At 70.3% G+C, this 16,478-nt stretch carries 15 protein-coding genes; 8 read left to right on the forward strand and 7 right to left on the reverse strand.

Translation table 11 applies throughout. From position 1 onward, the window contains the following. Position 1 precedes the first annotated feature (1 nt). The gene (locus BJ964_RS41605) at positions 2-292 is read left to right on the forward strand and encodes an SHOCT domain-containing protein (RefSeq protein WP_188125797.1); all 291 of its coding nucleotides are present in this window, start codon (positions 2-4) and stop codon (positions 290-292) included. A gap of 70 nt (positions 293-362) precedes the next feature. On the opposite strand, the gene BJ964_RS41610 is transcribed toward BJ964_RS41605, so the two are convergent. From BJ964_RS41610 to BJ964_RS41625, 4 genes are read right to left on the reverse strand one after another with little or no spacing between them, the layout of a single operon-like run. Further along, positions 363-797 carry an RDD family protein gene (locus BJ964_RS41610; protein WP_188125798.1) on the reverse strand — a complete coding sequence of 145 codons (435 nt, stop codon included), beginning with the start codon at positions 795-797 and terminating at the stop codon, positions 363-365. After that, positions 794-1,231 carry a hypothetical protein gene (locus BJ964_RS41615; protein ID WP_188125799.1) on the reverse strand — a complete coding sequence of 146 codons (438 nt, stop codon included), beginning with the start codon at positions 1,229-1,231 and terminating at the stop codon, positions 794-796. Before BJ964_RS41615 ends, BJ964_RS41610 begins: the two co-directional genes overlap by 4 nt. Further along, a complete protein-coding gene (locus BJ964_RS41620) occupies positions 1,231-3,927 on the reverse strand; it encodes a cation-translocating P-type ATPase (RefSeq protein WP_229807048.1) in 2,697 nt (898 codons plus the stop codon). Before BJ964_RS41620 ends, BJ964_RS41615 begins: the two co-directional genes overlap by 1 nt. Positions 3,928-3,960: 33 nt before the next feature. Next, positions 3,961-4,458 carry a DUF6069 family protein gene (locus BJ964_RS41625; protein WP_188125801.1) on the reverse strand — a complete coding sequence of 166 codons (498 nt, stop codon included), beginning with the start codon at positions 4,456-4,458 and terminating at the stop codon, positions 3,961-3,963. A gap of 188 nt (positions 4,459-4,646) precedes the next feature. Here BJ964_RS41625 and BJ964_RS41630 point away from each other — a divergent pair, with 188 nt between their 5' ends. Continuing rightward, on the forward strand, positions 4,647-5,894 hold the full coding sequence (locus tag BJ964_RS41630) for a polyamine ABC transporter substrate-binding protein (RefSeq protein WP_188125802.1): 1,248 nt from the start codon (positions 4,647-4,649) through the stop codon (positions 5,892-5,894). A 2,071-nt stretch (positions 5,895-7,965) separates the two neighbouring features. Here BJ964_RS41630 and BJ964_RS41635 read toward each other — a convergent pair. Next, the gene (locus BJ964_RS41635; protein ID WP_188125803.1) at positions 7,966-8,499 is read right to left on the reverse strand and encodes a DUF6817 domain-containing protein; all 534 of its coding nucleotides are present in this window, start codon (positions 8,497-8,499) and stop codon (positions 7,966-7,968) included. A 67-nt stretch (positions 8,500-8,566) separates the two neighbouring features. Between BJ964_RS41635 and BJ964_RS41640 the strand changes: the two genes are divergently transcribed. The 4 genes from BJ964_RS41640 to BJ964_RS41655 all read left to right on the forward strand — a co-directional run bounded on the left by BJ964_RS41640 (position 8,567) and on the right by BJ964_RS41655 (position 10,788). Continuing rightward, positions 8,567-8,914, forward strand: coding sequence for a S24/S26 family peptidase (locus tag BJ964_RS41640; protein ID WP_188125804.1), 348 nt, complete (start codon positions 8,567-8,569; stop codon positions 8,912-8,914). A 16-nt stretch (positions 8,915-8,930) separates the two neighbouring features. Continuing rightward, a complete protein-coding gene (locus BJ964_RS41645; RefSeq protein ID WP_188125805.1) occupies positions 8,931-9,494 on the forward strand; it encodes an RNA polymerase sigma factor in 564 nt (187 codons plus the stop codon). Beyond that, positions 9,491-10,243, forward strand: a complete 753-nt coding sequence (locus BJ964_RS41650; protein WP_188125806.1) for a hypothetical protein — start codon at positions 9,491-9,493, stop codon at positions 10,241-10,243. Before BJ964_RS41645 ends, BJ964_RS41650 begins: the two co-directional genes overlap by 4 nt. Positions 10,244-10,314: 71 nt before the next feature. After that, positions 10,315-10,788: a carboxymuconolactone decarboxylase family protein gene (locus tag BJ964_RS41655; RefSeq protein WP_188125807.1), complete on the forward strand. Its 474-nt coding sequence runs from the start codon at positions 10,315-10,317 to the stop codon at positions 10,786-10,788. Between the two features lie 83 nt (positions 10,789-10,871). On the opposite strand, the gene BJ964_RS49395 is transcribed toward BJ964_RS41655, so the two are convergent. Next, positions 10,872-11,573 carry an arsenate reductase/protein-tyrosine-phosphatase family protein gene (locus BJ964_RS49395; protein ID WP_188125808.1) on the reverse strand — a complete coding sequence of 234 codons (702 nt, stop codon included), beginning with the start codon at positions 11,571-11,573 and terminating at the stop codon, positions 10,872-10,874. Between the two features lie 119 nt (positions 11,574-11,692). Between BJ964_RS49395 and BJ964_RS41665 the strand changes: the two genes are divergently transcribed. Then, a complete protein-coding gene (locus tag BJ964_RS41665; protein ID WP_188125809.1) occupies positions 11,693-14,851 on the forward strand; it encodes a penicillin acylase family protein in 3,159 nt (1,052 codons plus the stop codon). A gap of 199 nt (positions 14,852-15,050) precedes the next feature. Here the strand turns inward: BJ964_RS41665 and BJ964_RS41670 are convergent, their stop codons facing one another. Beyond that, positions 15,051-15,413 (reverse strand): VOC family protein, encoded by a 363-nt coding sequence (locus BJ964_RS41670; protein ID WP_183218778.1) that lies wholly within the window; start codon positions 15,411-15,413, stop codon positions 15,051-15,053. 80 nt (positions 15,414-15,493) lie between these two features. Here BJ964_RS41670 and BJ964_RS41675 point away from each other — a divergent pair, with 80 nt between their 5' ends. Beyond that, positions 15,494-16,465, forward strand: coding sequence for a helix-turn-helix transcriptional regulator (locus BJ964_RS41675; protein ID WP_188125810.1), 972 nt, complete (start codon positions 15,494-15,496; stop codon positions 16,463-16,465). Positions 16,466-16,478 lie beyond the last annotated feature (13 nt).

A 16,478-nucleotide genomic window follows, 5' to 3' on the forward strand; every position in this document is an offset into this window, starting at 1 on the left:
GATGCCCGGACTGTTGCGTGGCATGGCACGGACCGCGGTGGTCGCCGGCACGGCGACCGCGGTGTCCAACCGGGTCTCCCGGAGGCAGGCCGGCCGGTGGGCCCAACAGGCTCCTCCCCCGCAGCAGCAGTACTACGAGTCGGCGCCGCCGCCTCCTCCCCCGCCGCCGCCGCCGGTGGACGACACCTCGGCCCAGCTCGAACAGCTCCAGCGGCTGGGTGAGCTGAAGGCTCAGGGGGTGCTCACCGAGCAGGAGTTCCAGGAGCAGAAGGCCCGCATCCTGGGTCGCTGACCAGCGACCCGGACCGGCCCGCGCCGGTCACCGTCAGGCTTCGAGCCACGGTGGCCGGCGCGTTCCATGTTCACTGTGTCGTCGATGCCGGGGTCGCCCGCACCACCGAGGTGCGGGCGACCTTGTCGTGCAGGCCCTGCCGCCGCCGGTCGATCAGCAGCCACAGCGCCCCGATCGGGAAGTACGCCAGCATCAGGCCACGCAGGAACGAGGCGAACCAGCCCGGCGTACGCCCGTCGGCACGCACCACACGCAGGCCGAGGAACGCCATCCCGGGGGTCCGGCCGGCCAGCATCCAGAAAACCGCGCAGTAGAGCGCCAGCACCGCGGGCAGCAGCGCCAGATAGGACGACACGACCAGCCGGGCCAGCTCCCACGCCCCGGAACCGACGATGGCGGCGATGACCCCGAAGACCAGCGCCGCCCCGCCCGTGAACACGGCCACCACGACCGCGTCCACCGTGTACGCCAGGAACCGGCTCACCAGCCCGGCGTACTCGTTCATGTTGAGGGATCGATGAGCTGGCCGCGACCGGTCATCCGCAGGGTGATCCGGTCCACGGCGGCGTCACCGGCCGCCGCGCCCGCCCGCACCCGGCCCACCACGTCGCCGACCATGCTGTCGCGCTGTCCCCGGACCAGGGCCCGGATCCGGTCCGGCTCGCGTTCCAGCAGTTCCAGCACCCGGGCCAACTGGATCTCCACGACCCGGTCGACGATCCGCGAGTGGGCCAGCGCGGTGATGGCGTTCTCGATCACCCGGTTGCGTTCGGAGGCGCCCAGCTCGGCGAGCTCGTTGAGATCGTCGAGCCGGACCTCCTTGATCCGCGCCCGGGCCTCGTCCCGGAGCCGGGTCAGTGTCTCGCCGGCCCGCTCCCCGGCGCGGATGGCCGCGCCGATCGCCACGTCGCCCAGTTGCAGCAGCCCCGGCGTGCCCATCACGCCACCGCGGCGGTCTGTCTCGCGGCCCGCCGCCGGAAGACCGCCTTACGGATCTCGGTCGGCAGGATCACGATCGAGCCGGCCACCAGGCAGATCAGCCACTGACCCAGGTCCAGGCTGGTGGTGTTCAGGATCCTCTGGAACAGACCCAGCTCGGTGCCCAGCACGATGGCGGCCGCCGACATCCCGGTGGTGATCAGGAACCGCCGGTCGTCGAAGGTCTCCAGGCTGAACACCGACCGCAGTTCACTGCGCGCGGTGAGCGAGAAGGTCAGGTTGGCGATCGAGAAGGCGGTCAGGCCCATGGTGCGGCCCGGGTCCAGGCCGTACCTGTCGTCGGCCCACCAGATCACCGCGAGGGTGACCACGCCCATCACCAGGCCGACGAAGCTCAGCCAGCCCAGCGAGCTGCGGCTCAGCAGCGGCTCGTCGGACTTGCGCGGCTTGCGCTGCATGATGTCGGCCTCGGCCTTGCCGTAGCCGAGCCCCACGGCCTGGAACACCTGCGTGGTGAAGTTGAGCCACAGGGTCTGGAGGGGCACGAACGGCACGCCGGAGGCGATGTTGAAGATGCTCGACGCGAGGAACGTGACGACCATGCCGATCAGTACGCCGATCTGGAAGAAGATGTACTTCTTCAGGTTGGCGTAGAGGGCCCGGCCCAGCTCGACGGCCTTCACGATGGTGGCGAAGTCGTCGTCGGTGAGGATCATGGCGGCGGCCTCTTTGCTGACCTCGGTGCCGGTGATCCCCATCGCGATGCCGATGTCCGCCTTCTTCAGCGCCGGCGCGTCGTTCACGCCGTCGCCGGTCATCGCGACGATGTGGCCCTTGCGCTTGAGCACCTCGACGAGGCGTACCTTGTGCTCCGGGGTGACCCGGGCGATCACGCCGATCCCGTCGATCTCCCGGTCCACCTCCTCGTCGCTCATCGCGCCGAACTCGGCGCCGGTGATCGCCCGGCCGCGGATGCCCAGCTTGCCGGCGATGGCCGCGGCGGTGACCGCGTGGTCGCCGGTGATCATGCGGACCTCGATGCCGGCCGCGTGCGCCTGGGTGATCGCGGCCTGGGCCTGCGGGCGGGGCGGGTCGACGATGCCGATCAGCGCCAGCGGGGTCAGGTCGTCGAGCAGGGTGAGCAGGTCGGCGGCCGGGTCGAAGGTCGCCGGGTCGAAGTCGCGGCGGGCGGTGGCCAGCACCCGCAGCCCCTGCCGGGCCAGGCGGGTGTTCTCGGCCAGATATTTCACGCCCATCTCGTCGGTCACCGTCGAGCGGGCCAGCACCTGGTCCGGCGCGCCCTTGACGAAGCAGCGGATCACCTCGGCTCCGTCCGGGCCGGTCATCCGGTGGAAGGTCGCCATCATCTTGTACGCCGCGTCGAACGGCAGCTCGGCCACCCGCGGGTACCGTTCCCGGGTGGTCACCGAGTCGATGCCGCCCTTCTCGGCGAGCACCACCAGCGCGCCCTCGGTCGGGTCGCCGATCAGGTTGCCGTCGTTGACCACCGCGTCCGAGGCCAGCACCATCGGCAGCAGGTATTCCTCGAGGTCGACCTCTCCCTCGCCGGCCACCCGCTTGATCACGCCGTCGATCGAGTAGCCGCCGCCGGAGATGGTGTAGCGGTGCCCCGGGATGGCCATCTCGATCGCGGTCATCTGGTTGAGCGTCAGCGTGCCGGTCTTGTCGGAGTTGATCGCCGAGGTGGAGCCGAGCGTCTCGGTCGAGCGCAACCGCTTCACGATCGCGTTGGACTTGGCCAGCATCTGCGTGCCGAGCGACAGGATCGTGGTGACCACGGCGGGCAGACCGGTCGGGATGGCCGACACGGCGAACGCCACCGCCGCGGTGAACACCACGGTGAACGCATTGCCCCGGGCCAGGTTGATGATCACCGAGGCCACCAGGGCGAAACCGGCGATCACCAGGATCTGGTTGGTGAGCTTGCTGAGCTGCCGGGTGAGCGGCGTGTCCGCGTCCTTCTCGGTCTGGAGCATGCCGGAGATCCGGCCGACCTCGGTGGTCATGCCGGTCGCGGTGACCAGCAGCTCGCCCGTGCCGCGGGTGACGTTGGTGTTCATGTAGGCCATGTCGGACCGGTCGCCCAGCGCGGTGTCGGCCGACTGGACCGGGTCCACGTCCTTGGCCACCGGCAGGCTCTCACCGGTCAGCGCCGACTCGTCGATCTCCAGGGTGGCCGCGCGCAGCAGGCGCCCGTCGGCCGGCACCACGTCGCCGGCCTCCATCACCACCACGTCCCCGGGGACCAGCTCCTCGGCGGGCACCTCGGCCAGCGCGCCGTCCCGGCGTACCTTGGCCTTGATGATCATCATCTTCTGGAGGGCGTCGATGGCGGCCGCCGCCTTGCCCTCCTGCTGCAGGCCCAGCGCCGCGTTCAGCAGCGTCAGGGCGATCAGCATGATGCCGGTGCCCCACTGCTTGAGCGGGTAGAGGCTACCGATACCGGCGGCCAGCAGGACCAGCTGCATCGGGTCCGCGTACTGCCGGAGGAAGGCGCGCCACCACGGCTCCTTCTTCGCCTCGGCGAAACGGTTCGGGCCGTACCTCTCGCGCCGGATTACCACCTCCTCGGCGCTCAGGCCGCGCTGCCCGTCGACCTTCTCGGCCGCGAGGGCCTCAGGAACCGACAGCACATGGAACGCGGGCTCCTCACCCGCGTCCGGTGGAGACGTCATGGTCGCCATATCATCCCTCCGGGGTGAAGATCCTCAGCGGTACGGACGGGGGTAGGGCCGGGGCGCCGGATGGACGGCCACCGGCACGATCGCGGTCTTGGCGGTTCCGGCGACCAGCGAGCCGATCGCGACGCCGAGAATGAAGTTGAGCCCGGCCGTGAAGATCCGGGAGCCGAGCGACTCGTCGGTGACGAACGGCGCGAGCATCGCCACCACGGTGGCCAGGGCCATGACCCAGCCGAAGAACCGCATCGGCCGGGGCGTGGTGATGATCAGCACATGGATCAGGCCGGTCGCGGCGAGCGCGGCCAGCGCGGCGCCCAGGGCGTACCAGCCGGTGGAGGCGTCACCCCAGGCGCCCTGGCCTTTCGGGGCGAGCACGTCGACGTTGAACAGGCCGCGGCCGAGCAGGACGCCGGCGATCGCGATGAGGGCGGCCACAGCCGCGGTGGCCGCGCCACCGGCCCACAGTTTTCCAGCGTTCACGGTGGGACTCGGCCGGGGGTCAGTCGGCGCGTTATAGCCGGTCATGTAGTCCTCCTCAAGGACGCGGGCTACCGTCCCGAGCGTCGCCACGGCGGCTTCCCGGCACCTCATCCGGCATGGATGAACGTCCCGTCAAGATCAACTGATCGGCCGAATTCATCACATGGTTACCGGCTGGTCATCGACGTAACGTTGCTGGTCAGAACCCCGCCGCCCCCGGTACGAGGAGTCCGATGTTCCACCGCACCACCGCCGACCCGTCCCTGCGCCGCGGCATCACCCAGCAACGCCTCGGCCGTCGCGACGCGCTCCGGATCGGTGGCCTGTCCGCGCTCGGCGCGGCACTGGCCGCGTGCGGTGTCCCCGGCCAGGTCCAGCCGGAGGCGAACCCGGGCTCCACGCTCGAGACCTTCTGGGAGGGCCGGAAGCAGAACGGCACGGTCGACTTCGCCAACTGGCCCCTCTACATGGACCCGTCGAAGCCGGAGCTCGCGAAGTTCACCAGGCGGACCGGCATCACGGTGAACTACGAAGAGGTCATCCAGGAGATGGGCCCCTGGTTCGCCAAGGTGCAGCCGCAGCTCTCGGCCGGCAAGCCGATCGGCTACGACCTGATGGTAATCACCAACGGCATCCAGTTCGGCCGTTTCCTCTCAGCCGGCTTCCTGGCGCCGCTCGACCACACCCGCCTGCCGAACTTCGCCGAGAACGCCGCCGCGAAGTACACCGAGGAGTCGTTCGACCCGGCCAACGTGTTCAGCGTGCCGTGGGCCTCCGGGATCACCGGCATCGCCTACGACCCGGACAAGGTCGACGGCCCCGTCACCAGCCTCGCCGACCTGTGGAACCCGCGGTACAAGGGCAAGGTCGGCATGATGTCCGACGTCACCGAGCTGGCCAACTTCGGCATGCTGGCGGCCGGCATCACCCCCGGGCGGTCCACCGAGGCCGACTGGCGCCAGGCCGCCGCCAAGCTGCGCCAGCAGAAGGACGCCGGCATCGTCCGCAACTACTACGAACAGGACTACCTCGACGCCCTCGGCAAGGGCGAGATCTGGATCTCGCAGGCCTGGTCCGGGGACATCTTCCAGAAGAACATCTCCGACGGTACGAACTTGAAGTTCGTCATCCCGGACGAGGGCGGAACCATCTGGACCGACAACCTCGCGATCCCGGTGACCGCCGCCAACCCGGTCGACGCCCTCATGCTGATCGACTTCTTCTACGAGGTGGAGAACGCGGCGTCCCTGGCCGGGTACATCAACTACGTCTGCCCGGTCCCGGCCGCCCAGGAACAGCTGCGCAAGGACGCCGCCACCCAGTCCGGCGACGACCGCACCTACCTGGAGGCGGTCGCGAACAGCTCCCTGGTCTTCCCGAGCGACGCCGACTACGACCGCCTGCACTACTACGCCAGCTTCAACACGGCCGAGGAGCAGCAGACCTTCGCCAAGATCTTCGACCCCATCGTCCTGAGCTGATCCCGCCAGGTCCGCCTTCCGGCTCCATTTTCCGGTACGCGTGTCCCCGTGCCCGTCTCATCAGGACCGTTCCGTCCGGTCGGCGCGCGCTCACTGCCCACTCCGGCCCGTGCCGCGCCCGCCGGGCGTAGATCGGTCGGCCACCCCCACGGGTGCCGCCACTCGCGCCGGGCGGGTGGTTGCGCTTCGTGCATGCCAGGCAACCTGGGCGTTGCTCCCAGCCGTCACGCCGCTCGCGCCAGCCGGGTAGTTGCGGTGGTGCTCGCCAGGCAACCGTGCCGCCGCTCCCGGCCATCACGCCAGTCGCTCCGGGCGCGCGGTTGCGGTCACGCTTCCCAGGCAACCGTGCCGCCGCTCCCGGCCATCACGCCAGTCGCTCCGGGCGCGCGGTTGCGGTCACGCTTCCCAGGCAACCGTGCCGCCGCTCCCGGCCATCACGCCAGTCGCTCCGGGCGCGCGGTTGCGGTCACGCTTCCCAGGCAACCGTGCCGCCGCTCCCGGCCATCACGCCAGTCGCTCCGGGCGCGCGGTTGCGGTCATGCTTCCCAGGCATCGGGGCTGCCTGCTCGCGGCCGTCACGCCGGGCACCCTGAGTGGGTGGTCGCAGTTTTGCTTCCCAGGCAACCGTGCCGCTGCTCCCGGCCGTCACGCCGCTCGCGCCACGCGGGTGGTGGCGCTTGATACCGGTCGCGCCACGGAAACCCGCCGAACGTCACCAACCGTGACCGCGATCTTGGGCGCATGAGGGTGCCTGGTACATCCGTGCTGTTCTGGAGCCTGTTTCTCGGTTGTGGGTGGCCGCGATGTCGAGTCACGCAGTCGGATGGCTGCGGCGTCATCCCGACTCGCCGGCGATCTTGGGCGATGGCGGCTGTCGGGCCGATCTTGATTCCTGGCTGTTGTCCGGCGGCCAATCATCGCCCATGATCTATTTCTGCTGGAAGACCTTGGGGTATCGGATACATCCGGGAGTCTTCTTCTTGGCTGCCTACGGCCGAATCCGCAATCCCTCGCAGCAGGACGCGCCACCCGGAGCGATCTTGAACGATTTACCACCCGGGGCGGTGGTAAATCGTTCAAGATCGCACAACAGCGGCACGCAAAGCGGGCGAAACGGGCGACTGTCTCCAGTGAAAGCCCCATTTCCGCCCAGCGCGGCGGACGGCGCCCCCATTTGGCGGTTCGCCCGACCGGGCGCTTGACGGAGAACCGCGAACGCCCAAGAAGGAGACTCCCGGATGGCCACAATGGCGCAAGATCCCGCGCTCGGTGACGATCACCCAAGATCTACATCGATGCCTGCGGATGACTCGCGCGGCCGACGGTGACCGGCCTAACCTCGCGGCGAAGACGGGAAACACGCAAACAGGCGACTTGACATCCACCCCCGGCAACAACCGGGAAAGAGACCCTCTGGCCACCTCGATCTTCCACAAGAGCCGGTGAACCGGGTCCCTCGCTCACGCGGAGTTCCAGCCGGCCGGGCTTTCGGCGGTGAGCGCACACGAAAGCCGCCACGTGGGCGGCCATCGCCCCGATAGGCCACGTAGGCGACCACGACACCACCACCATGCGCGCCCACCCTCACGCAAGCGCGACCACCCACCCCGGGCGACCGACGCCACGGCCGGGAGCGGGCAGCCCTCGTGTCTGGGAAGCAAGACCGCGACCACCCACCCCGGGCGACCGACGCCACGGCCGGGAGCGGGCAGCCCCGTGCCTGGGAAGCAAGACCGCGACCACCCGCCCAGGGCGGCCGGCGCTACGGCTGGGAGCGGGCAGCCCCGATGCCTGGCCAGCAAACCGCGACCACCCGCACCGGGCGAGCGGCGCTACGGCCGGGAGCGATCCGGGAGCACGGCCGGCAACACCGCGACCGGCCGCCCGGCGTGACCGGAAGCAGGGCCGTGACCGGCGGCAGATCAGGAAGTGGCGGTCGGCCCGGCCTGCCCGGGCACCGATCTCAGCCCGGCGGGCGCGGCACAGGCCGGAGCAGGCGGTAGGCGCGCGCCGACCGGAGGGGACGGCCCTGATGAAGGCGGGACGAGGACACGCGTACCGGGAAAGATCTTCAGGGGTTGAGGAGGCGGTGGGCCTCGGTGGCGACGGCGGGTGAGGTGACCGGCTCCCAGGCGGCGAAGAGGTCGGCGAAGTAGGCGCGGTTGGCGGTGAGCAGTGCCGGGTCCTGTTCCATGACGTCCAGCTCGTTGACGATGGTGAGGTCCACGAACGGGGTGACCTGGTCCTCGTTGAGGCGGGTGACCTCGCCGGTGAAGCGGTCCGCGACCGTCCGGTTGGTGGCCAGGTCAGGCCACGTCCGGTCGCGGTCGCACGACCCGTACAGATAGACGAGCTCTTCGGCGGCGGGGCCGATCAGGTCGCGCAGTGCCTCGCGTTCGCCCCAGAAGAGCAGGGCCAGGTCGAAGCCGTCGGTGCCGTACACCGCGTGGGTCAGGCCGGCGGACTGCGTGGCCGTCGTGTGCCCGAGGGCGCCGAGCCGTTCCTGGACCCGGCAAAGGTGGGCGTACAGTGTGCCGCCCGGATGCCGCACGGTCTCCGTCCCGTGTGAGCGCAGCCATGCCCGTACCTCTGCTTCGGTCTGCATGGAGAAGCACCCTAGTAAGGATGATCCTCAATGCGCCATGAGCACGAAGTAAGCCGATAATCACACTATGGGGGCGTTGGACGCGGTAGCGGCACGGGTGGCGCAGGGGCAGGCGGCCGAGTTCCGGCCGCGCGGGAACTCGATGGTGCCGCTGGTCGGCAGCGGTGATCCGGTTCGGGTCGAGCCGGTGCGGCCGGAGACCGTGGAGGTCGGTGACATCGTGCTGGCCCGGGTCGCCGGCACCACGTACCTGCATCTGGTCTCCGCTGTGGACCACGCCCGCAAGCGGGTGCAGATCAGCAACAACCGTGGCCGGGTGAACGGCTGGACGAGCCACGCCCGGGTGTACGGCATCTGCGTGCGCGTCGCCGGTGTGCCACGCCCGAGAATTGCCGGGAAACAGCGGGCCGGGTGATGGACAGGTACCGGATGTGAGGACATTGAAACCGGACCGGGAGTCGCGCTTCCGTGCGCTCTACGCCGACACCTATGCCGATGTGCTGCGGTTCGCCCAGCGCCGCGTGCATCCCAGCCACGCCGAGGACGTCGTGGCCGACACCTTCCTGGCCGCCTGGCGCCGGATGGACGTGGCGCCCCGCCGGCACGGCGACGCGCGGGCGTGGCTGTTCGGGATCGCCCGCAACTGTCTGCTCAACACCCGGCGTGGGCTGGGCCGGCAGGATGCCCTGGCGGTGCGGCTGGCCGAGGTGCGCCCGGTCGCCGGGGGCGCCGAGGACGCGGCGATCACCTGGCGCCTGGATCTGGCCACGGCGTGGCGCGGGCTGAGCGCCGCCGAGCAGGAGACCCTGGCGCTGACCGTGTTCGACGGGCTGGACTCGAAGCAGGCGGCGCGGGTGCTGGGCATCACCGCCACGTCGTACCGGCTGCGGTTGCTGCGGGCCCGCCGGGCTCTGCGCCGTGGCCTCGGACCCGATCCCGCCGAGGAGTCGCTGACCATCCTCGGACTCGACCCACGGATGGAGACCCGGCCGTGAACAGCATCGACGAGACACTGCGCACCATGGACGCCGCCGAGCCGGTCACCGGCGAGCAGCACCTCCGGGCCGCGGACACCCTGGAGCGGATCCTGGCCGCGGAGCCGGAGCCGGACCGTCCCCGCAGGAGCAGGGCGCGGCTCATCCTGGTGACCGCCGCGGTCGCGGTCCTGGCGGGCGGGCTGACACAGCTGCCGGACGGCGATCGGGCGTACGCCTCCTGGACCCCGGCCCCGACGGCCCTGACCGACGCGGAGATCACCGTGATCGGCCCGGAGTGCCAGGAGGCGCTGCGGGACATGGACGAGGCGCGGCTGGTGCTGGCCGAGCGGCGCGGCGACTTCGCGATGCTGCTCTACCGCACCGAGAACCCGGACATGTCCGGCTCCTGCCTGGTGCGCAACGTTCCCGGCAGCGACGACGTGGACGATGTGATCGCGGGGAAGGCCGGTGGCAGCGGCCCGGCGCAGGTGGTGTCCGGGAGCGACTTCACCCAGGGGGCGATCGCCGATTTCCGGGGCGCGTCGATCACCGACGGCGCGGTCGGCTCGGACGTGACCGGTGTCACCGTTCACGCTGGAAAGCTCACCGCTCAGGCCACCGTACGTGACGGCCGCTATGTCGTCTGGTGGCCCGGACCGGCCTTCATCAGCGATGATGAGGGCGACCCGACACTGATGATCACCTACGATCTGACCCTGCGTAACGGCACGATCGTCGCCGACGCCCAGCCGGCGCGCCCGCGCTGACCCCGGCCGTCACAGATCCGGGAGTCCTGGTGTCTGGAGGTCGTCCCAACGCGACGGCGAAGGAGCCGACAATGGAAGCTCGTCTGGATCTGCTCAGCAACCCGGTGGCCGGCCGGATCATCAAGCACTTCACTGCGGCCGGCCTGGCGGTCAAGGACGCGGGCCTGCCGGCCGCGACCCGGGAGCTGGTACTGCTCCGGGTCAGCCAGATCAACGGCTGCGCGTTCTGCGTCGACATGCACAGCAAGGACGCCGCGCACGCCGGGGAGACCGCGCAGCGCCTGCACCTGGTGGCGGCCTGGCGGGAGGCGACGGTGTTCACCGACGCCGAGCGGGCCGCGCTGGAGCTGGCCGAGGAGGCCACCCGGATCGCGGACGCGGCCGGCGGGGTCTCCGACGAGGTGTGGGAGAACGCCCGCAAGCACTACGACGAGGACCAGTTGGTGGCGCTGATCGCGACGATCGCGACGATCAACGCGTTCAACCGGTTCAACGTCATCGTGCAGCAGCCGGCCGGCTGGTACCAGGTCGGCATGCACTCGTGAACGCCGCGGGGGCTGTTTGAAGCCCTTTCAGACAGCCCCCGCGGGCTGGAGGCGCGGTCAGTGAGCGTACCGATCGGAAGCGGTCATCGAAGCTGGCCCTTCAGGAAGTGGTGGACGCGGGTGTCGATCTCGGCGGCCGTACGGGTGAAGGCCGCGTAGTCGTCCCCCGGGTCGGGCAGGCTCCAGTGCCGCGCGCGGCCTCCGAAGTCGGGGCAGTTCTCCCGGGCCCGGTCGCAGAGGGTGACGACGTGGTCGAAGCGGCGCCCGGTGAGCGTGTTGAGGTGCCGGGTCTCCGGCGGCGCGTCCTCGATGCCGAAGCCGTCCCGCAGCACCCGGGCGGTGTGCGGATGGACCCGCGGTTTCGGCCGGACGCCGGCGCTCAGGACGGTCACCGCGCCGGCCGTGCGGTGGCGCAGCAGGGCCTCGGCGATCGGTGACCGCGCGCTGTTTCCGGTGCACACGAAGAGCACCGAGGCGGGCCCGGCGACCGGCGGGGAGCCGGCCGTGGTCAGCGCCGGGTGCAGGGCGGACGCCGTGGCGGTGAGTTCGGTGGCGCAGCGGGCCAGGTCCAGGTGGTAGTAGGTGTCCCGGGCGTCGTGGGCGCTGCGGGTGGCGGTGACCAGCCCGCCGTCGCGCAGCAGCCGCAGGTGGTAGGAGACCAGGTTCTGCGGTTGGCCGACCCGGGCGACCAGTTCACGGACCCGCAGGTCGCCGCCGGCCAGCTCGGTGAGCAGCCGCCAGCGCAGCGGGTGCCCGGCGAGGCGCGGGAACGGGGGTACGTCCATGACCGCACGTTACATCAAGACGATTTGACCTATCGACCGAAACCTGGCGTTCACATTCGTCTATGTCTTAATATCCCGAGAAAGTTTCGCGTCCCTGGCGTACCCCGAAGGGAACCCCCATGCGCCGACGCCTCACCCCCGTCCTCGCCGCCCTCCTCATCGCCTCCGCGGCGGTGGCCGTCGTGACCGGCCCACCGCCGGCCACGGCCGCTTTCGCCACCGACGACTACTGCCTCGGTGAGTGCTCCGACATCCTGCCGCCCGGGCAGAACGGGGACGCCGACCTCGCCACGATCCTGGCCCACCAGGCGTTCGGCACCATGCCGGCGAACGCCTCGAACCAGCTCGCCCCCTACGCCAACCTCACCTACGGCTACACCGGCCTGACCCCGCAGCAGATCGGCACGTTCTTCAACGACGCCTCGTACGGCGTACCGGCCGCCCAGGTGGCCAGCACGGTCACGCCGCGCTCGGACGTCACGATCGTCCGCGACAAGGCCCTCGGCATCCCGCACGTCACCGGCACCACCCGCGCCGGGACGATGTTCGGCGCCGGTTACGCCGGCGCACAGGACCGCCTGTTCCTGATGGACCTGATGCGCCACGTGGCACGGGGCAGCCTGACCGGCTTCGCCGGCGGCGCCGCCGGGAACCGCGATCTGGAGCAGAGCGTCTGGCGCAACTCCCCCTACACCGAGGCCGACCTCCAGGCGCAACTCACCGCGCTGCGCGACTCCGGCACGCGCGGGGCCCAACTGTACGACGACGTCGGGCAGTACCTGGCCGGCGTCAACAAGTACATCGACGACTGCATGGCGGCCCGGGACTGCCCCGGCGAGTACGTGCTCACCGGCCACCTCGACTCGGTCACCAACGCCGGCGGTCCCGAGGACTTCGTGATGACCGACCTGATCGCGGTCGCCGGGGTGATCGGCGGGCTGTTCGGCGGGGGCGGCGGCACCGAGATGCAGTCCGCGCTGGTCCGGGTCGCGGCCCGGGCGAAGTACGGCAACACCGTCGGCGACCAGGTGTGGCAGCAGTTCCGGTCGCAGAACGACCCGGAGGCGGTGCTCACGCTGCACGCGGGACAGTCGTTCCCGTACTCCTCGGGCGACCCGAACGCGGCCGGGGTGGCCATGCCGGACGCCGGCGCCACCCCGGAACCGCTGATCTACGACCGCACCGGATCCGCCGCCACCGGCGTGACCGGGGAGAGCGCGATCGCCGGGTCGCTGAGCACGCTCACCATCGACAGCGCCCACCGTGGCATGTCGAACGCCGCCGTGGTCAGCGCCGCGAACTCGGCCACCGGGCATCCGGTCGCCGTCTTCGGCCCGCAGACCGGCTACTTCGCCCCGCAGCTGCTCATGTTGCAGGAGCTGAAGGGGCCGGGGATCAGCAGCCGGGGTGTCGCGTTCAGCGGCCTCAACCTCTACACGCTGCTGGGCCGCGGCCCGGACTACGCCTGGTCGGCCACGTCGTCGGTGCAGGACATCACCGACACGTACGCGATCCGGCTGTGCAACCCGGACGGCAGCGCGCCCACCACGGCGTCGTCGAACTACCTCTACCACGGCACCTGCACCGCCATGGAGACGCTGAGCCGGACGAACTCGTGGGCGCCGACGACCGCCGACTCCACCCCGGCCGGGTCGTACCGGCTGACCATGCTGCGCACGAAGTACGGCCTGGTCACCTGGCGCGGCACGGTCGGCGGGACACCGGTGGCGTTCACCAGTCTGCGGTCCACCTACGGGCACGAGGCGGACTCGGCGATCGGCTTCCAGATGTTCAACGAGCCGGCCCAGATGGGTACGCCGGCCGCGTTCACGAACGCGGCGTCGACCATCGCCTTCGCGTTCAACTGGTTCTACGTGAACTCGGCGGACACCGCGATGTTCACCTCCGGCAGCGAGCCGGTCCGCCCCGCCACGGCCGACCCGAACCTGCCCACCTGGGGTGACGCCGCGAACGAGTGGACCGGGTTCCGGCCGGCGAGCGCCCACGTCCAGGCGGTCAACCAGGACTACTTCGTCAGCTGGAACAACAAGCAGGCGGCCGGCTACTCGGCGGCCGACGGGAACTTCAGCTTCGGCGCGGTGCACCGCGGCGACCTGCTCGACGCGCCACTCAAGGCGGGCGTCGCGGCCGGGACGAAGTACGACCGGGCGTCCCTGCTCAAAGTGGTGGAGAAGGCCGGGCTCACCGATCTGCGCGGCTCCTCGGTCCTGCCCGACATCCTGCGGGTGATCGACACGGCCACCGTCACCGACAGCACCCAGGCGGCCGCGATCGCCAAGCTGCGCACCTGGCTGACCAACGGCGCGCTGCGCAAGGAGACCGCCTCCGGCAGCAAGGCCTACACCGACGCGGACGCCATCCGGATCTTCGACGCCTGGTGGCCGAAGCTGGTCCAGGCGCAGTTCTCCAGCGGTCTGGGCACCGGGCTCTCCGACGCGCTGGTCGACACGCTCCAGATCAACGAGTCGCCGTCCGGTGGCCAGACCGGGCCGGTCTCCGACCTGCCGCATTCGGCCAACGCGGCCCAGGGCCACAAGGGCAGTTCCTTCCAGTACGGCTGGTGGGGCTGGGTCGACAAGGACCTGCGCGCCGTCCTCGGTGACAGCGTGCCCAACTGGTCCACGAAGTACTGCGGCGGCGGCACCGTCAGCGCCTGCCGTACCGCCCTGCTGACCAGCCTCTCCGCGGCCATCGCCGAGCCGGCCGCCACCACCTACCCGGCCGACGAGCACTGCGCGGCCGGCAACCAGTGGTGCGCGGACGCGATCGTGCAGTCCCCGCTCGGTGGCATCACCCACAACCTGATCGCCTGGCAGAACCGGCCCACCTACCAGCAGGTCGTCTCGTTCCCGGCCAAACGCGGTGACGTCATCACCAACCGGGCGGCCGGGAAGGCGGTCACCGCGTCGAGCGTCCAGTCCGGCAACGCGGCGGCCAACGCGGTCGACGGCAGCTTATCGACCCGATGGGCCAGTTCCTGGTCCGACAACCAATGGATCAGGGTCGATCTGGGTGCGTCGGTTCCGGTGGGGCGCGTGCAGATCTTCTGGGAGTCGGCGTACGCGTCCGCGTACCGCATAGAGACATCGACCGACGGCAGCACCTGGACCCAGATCGGTGCCGTGGCCGGAGGCAACGGCGGCGTCGACAACGTCGCATTGACTCCGGCCACCGCCCGCTACGTCCGCCTGACCGGGATCACGCGGGCAACCCAGTACGGACTGTCGATCTATGAGCTGGAGGTCTACTCATATTGACGCTACACATTGACGCCTTACGTTGACGCTGCATGCTGACGCCTTACGTTGACGCTGCATGCTGACGCCTTACGTTGACGCTGCATGCTGACGTCTCACGTTGACGCTGCAAGCTGACGTCTCACGTTGACGCTGCAAGCTGACGCCTTACGTTGACGCTGCATGTTGACGCCTCACGTTGACGCCTCACGTTGACGCTTCACATTGACGCCGAGATGCAGAACGGGTGGCCGGCCGGGTCGAGCAGCACCCGCCAGCGGTCCGGCTGCGGCTGGAAGTCCGGCTTGGTGGCGCCCAGTTCGAGGATCGCCGCCTCGCCGGACTCCAGGTCGTCGACGCCCAGCTCCAGGTGCGACTGCTTCGGCACGTCCCCGTGCGGCCAGGTCGGTGGCACGTACTTGTCGACCTTGACGAAGCCGAGTCCGTTGCCGGGCTCGCCCAGGTAGACGAACTCGTCGGAGGAGAAGGCGACCTCCATGCCGAGCAGGGTGCTGTAGAAGCCGGCCAGGGCGGCGGGGTCGTCGCAGTCCAGGGAGAAGCCGACGTATTTGGCGAGGGCCATGATGGTGCTCCTTTCGTCGGCTCCGACCCTGCCAGCCATGACTGACATCCTGTGTCAGTCTTCTGTGGCAGGCTTCCGGCATGCGTGCCAGCCGGTTGCTCTCCCTCGTCCTGCTGCTCCAGGACCGCGGGCGGCTCACCGCGCAGCAGCTCGCCGACGAGCTGGACGTGTCGGTGCGGACCGTCTACCGCGACATCGAAGCGCTCGGCGCCGCCGGAGTGCCGGTCTACGCCGAACTCGGCGCCAACGGCGGCTACCAGCTCGTCGACGGCTACCGGACCCGGCTCACCGGGCTCACCCCGCAGGAGGCCGGCGCCATCCTGCTGGCCGGGGTGCCGGAGGCGGCCGCCGAACTCGGCCTGGGCGCGGTCCTGACCACCGCCGAACTGAAACTGCGGGCGGCGCTGCCGGCCCGGCTCGCCCGGCACGTCGACGAGATCCGCGACCGGTTCCACCTCGACGCGGCCGGCTGGTTCCGGGAGACCGAGACCCACCCGTACCTCGCGGCGCTGGCCGACGCGGTGTGGAATCGGCGGCGGGCCCGGATGCGCTACCGCCGCCATCGTGCCCCGCACGAGGTGGACCGGCTGATCGACCCGCTCGGCATCGTGCTCAAGGCGGGAGTCTGGTATTTCGTGGCCCGGGTGGACGGGTCGGCGCGCACGTACCGGGTGGCCACGATCCTGGACCTGACCGTCCTGGACGAGACGTTCGAGCGGCCCGAGGGCTTCGACCTCGCCTCGACGTGGGCGGAGTGGGCGATCGACTTCGAGCGCCGCCTGCACCGCGGCGTCGCCACGGTCCGCTTCTCCCCCGCCGGCCTGGAACGCATCCCGTATCTGATGACCCGTGCCATGGCCCGCAACGTGTCGTCCGGGCTGGGCTCGCCCGACCCGGACGGCTGGACCACGATCACCCTGCCCGTCGAGTCGGTACGGCACGCCCACGCCGAGTTCCTGCGTCTGGGCGCCGACGTCGAGGTCCTCGAACCGGCCGAGCTGCGCGAGATGATGCGGGCCAGCGCCGCCGCCATGACCCGCCTCTACGACTGATCGCCGCGCCGGG

The organism is Actinoplanes lobatus (genome assembly GCF_014205215.1).
Classification (GTDB): Bacteria; Actinomycetota; Actinomycetes; order Mycobacteriales; family Micromonosporaceae; genus Actinoplanes; species Actinoplanes lobatus.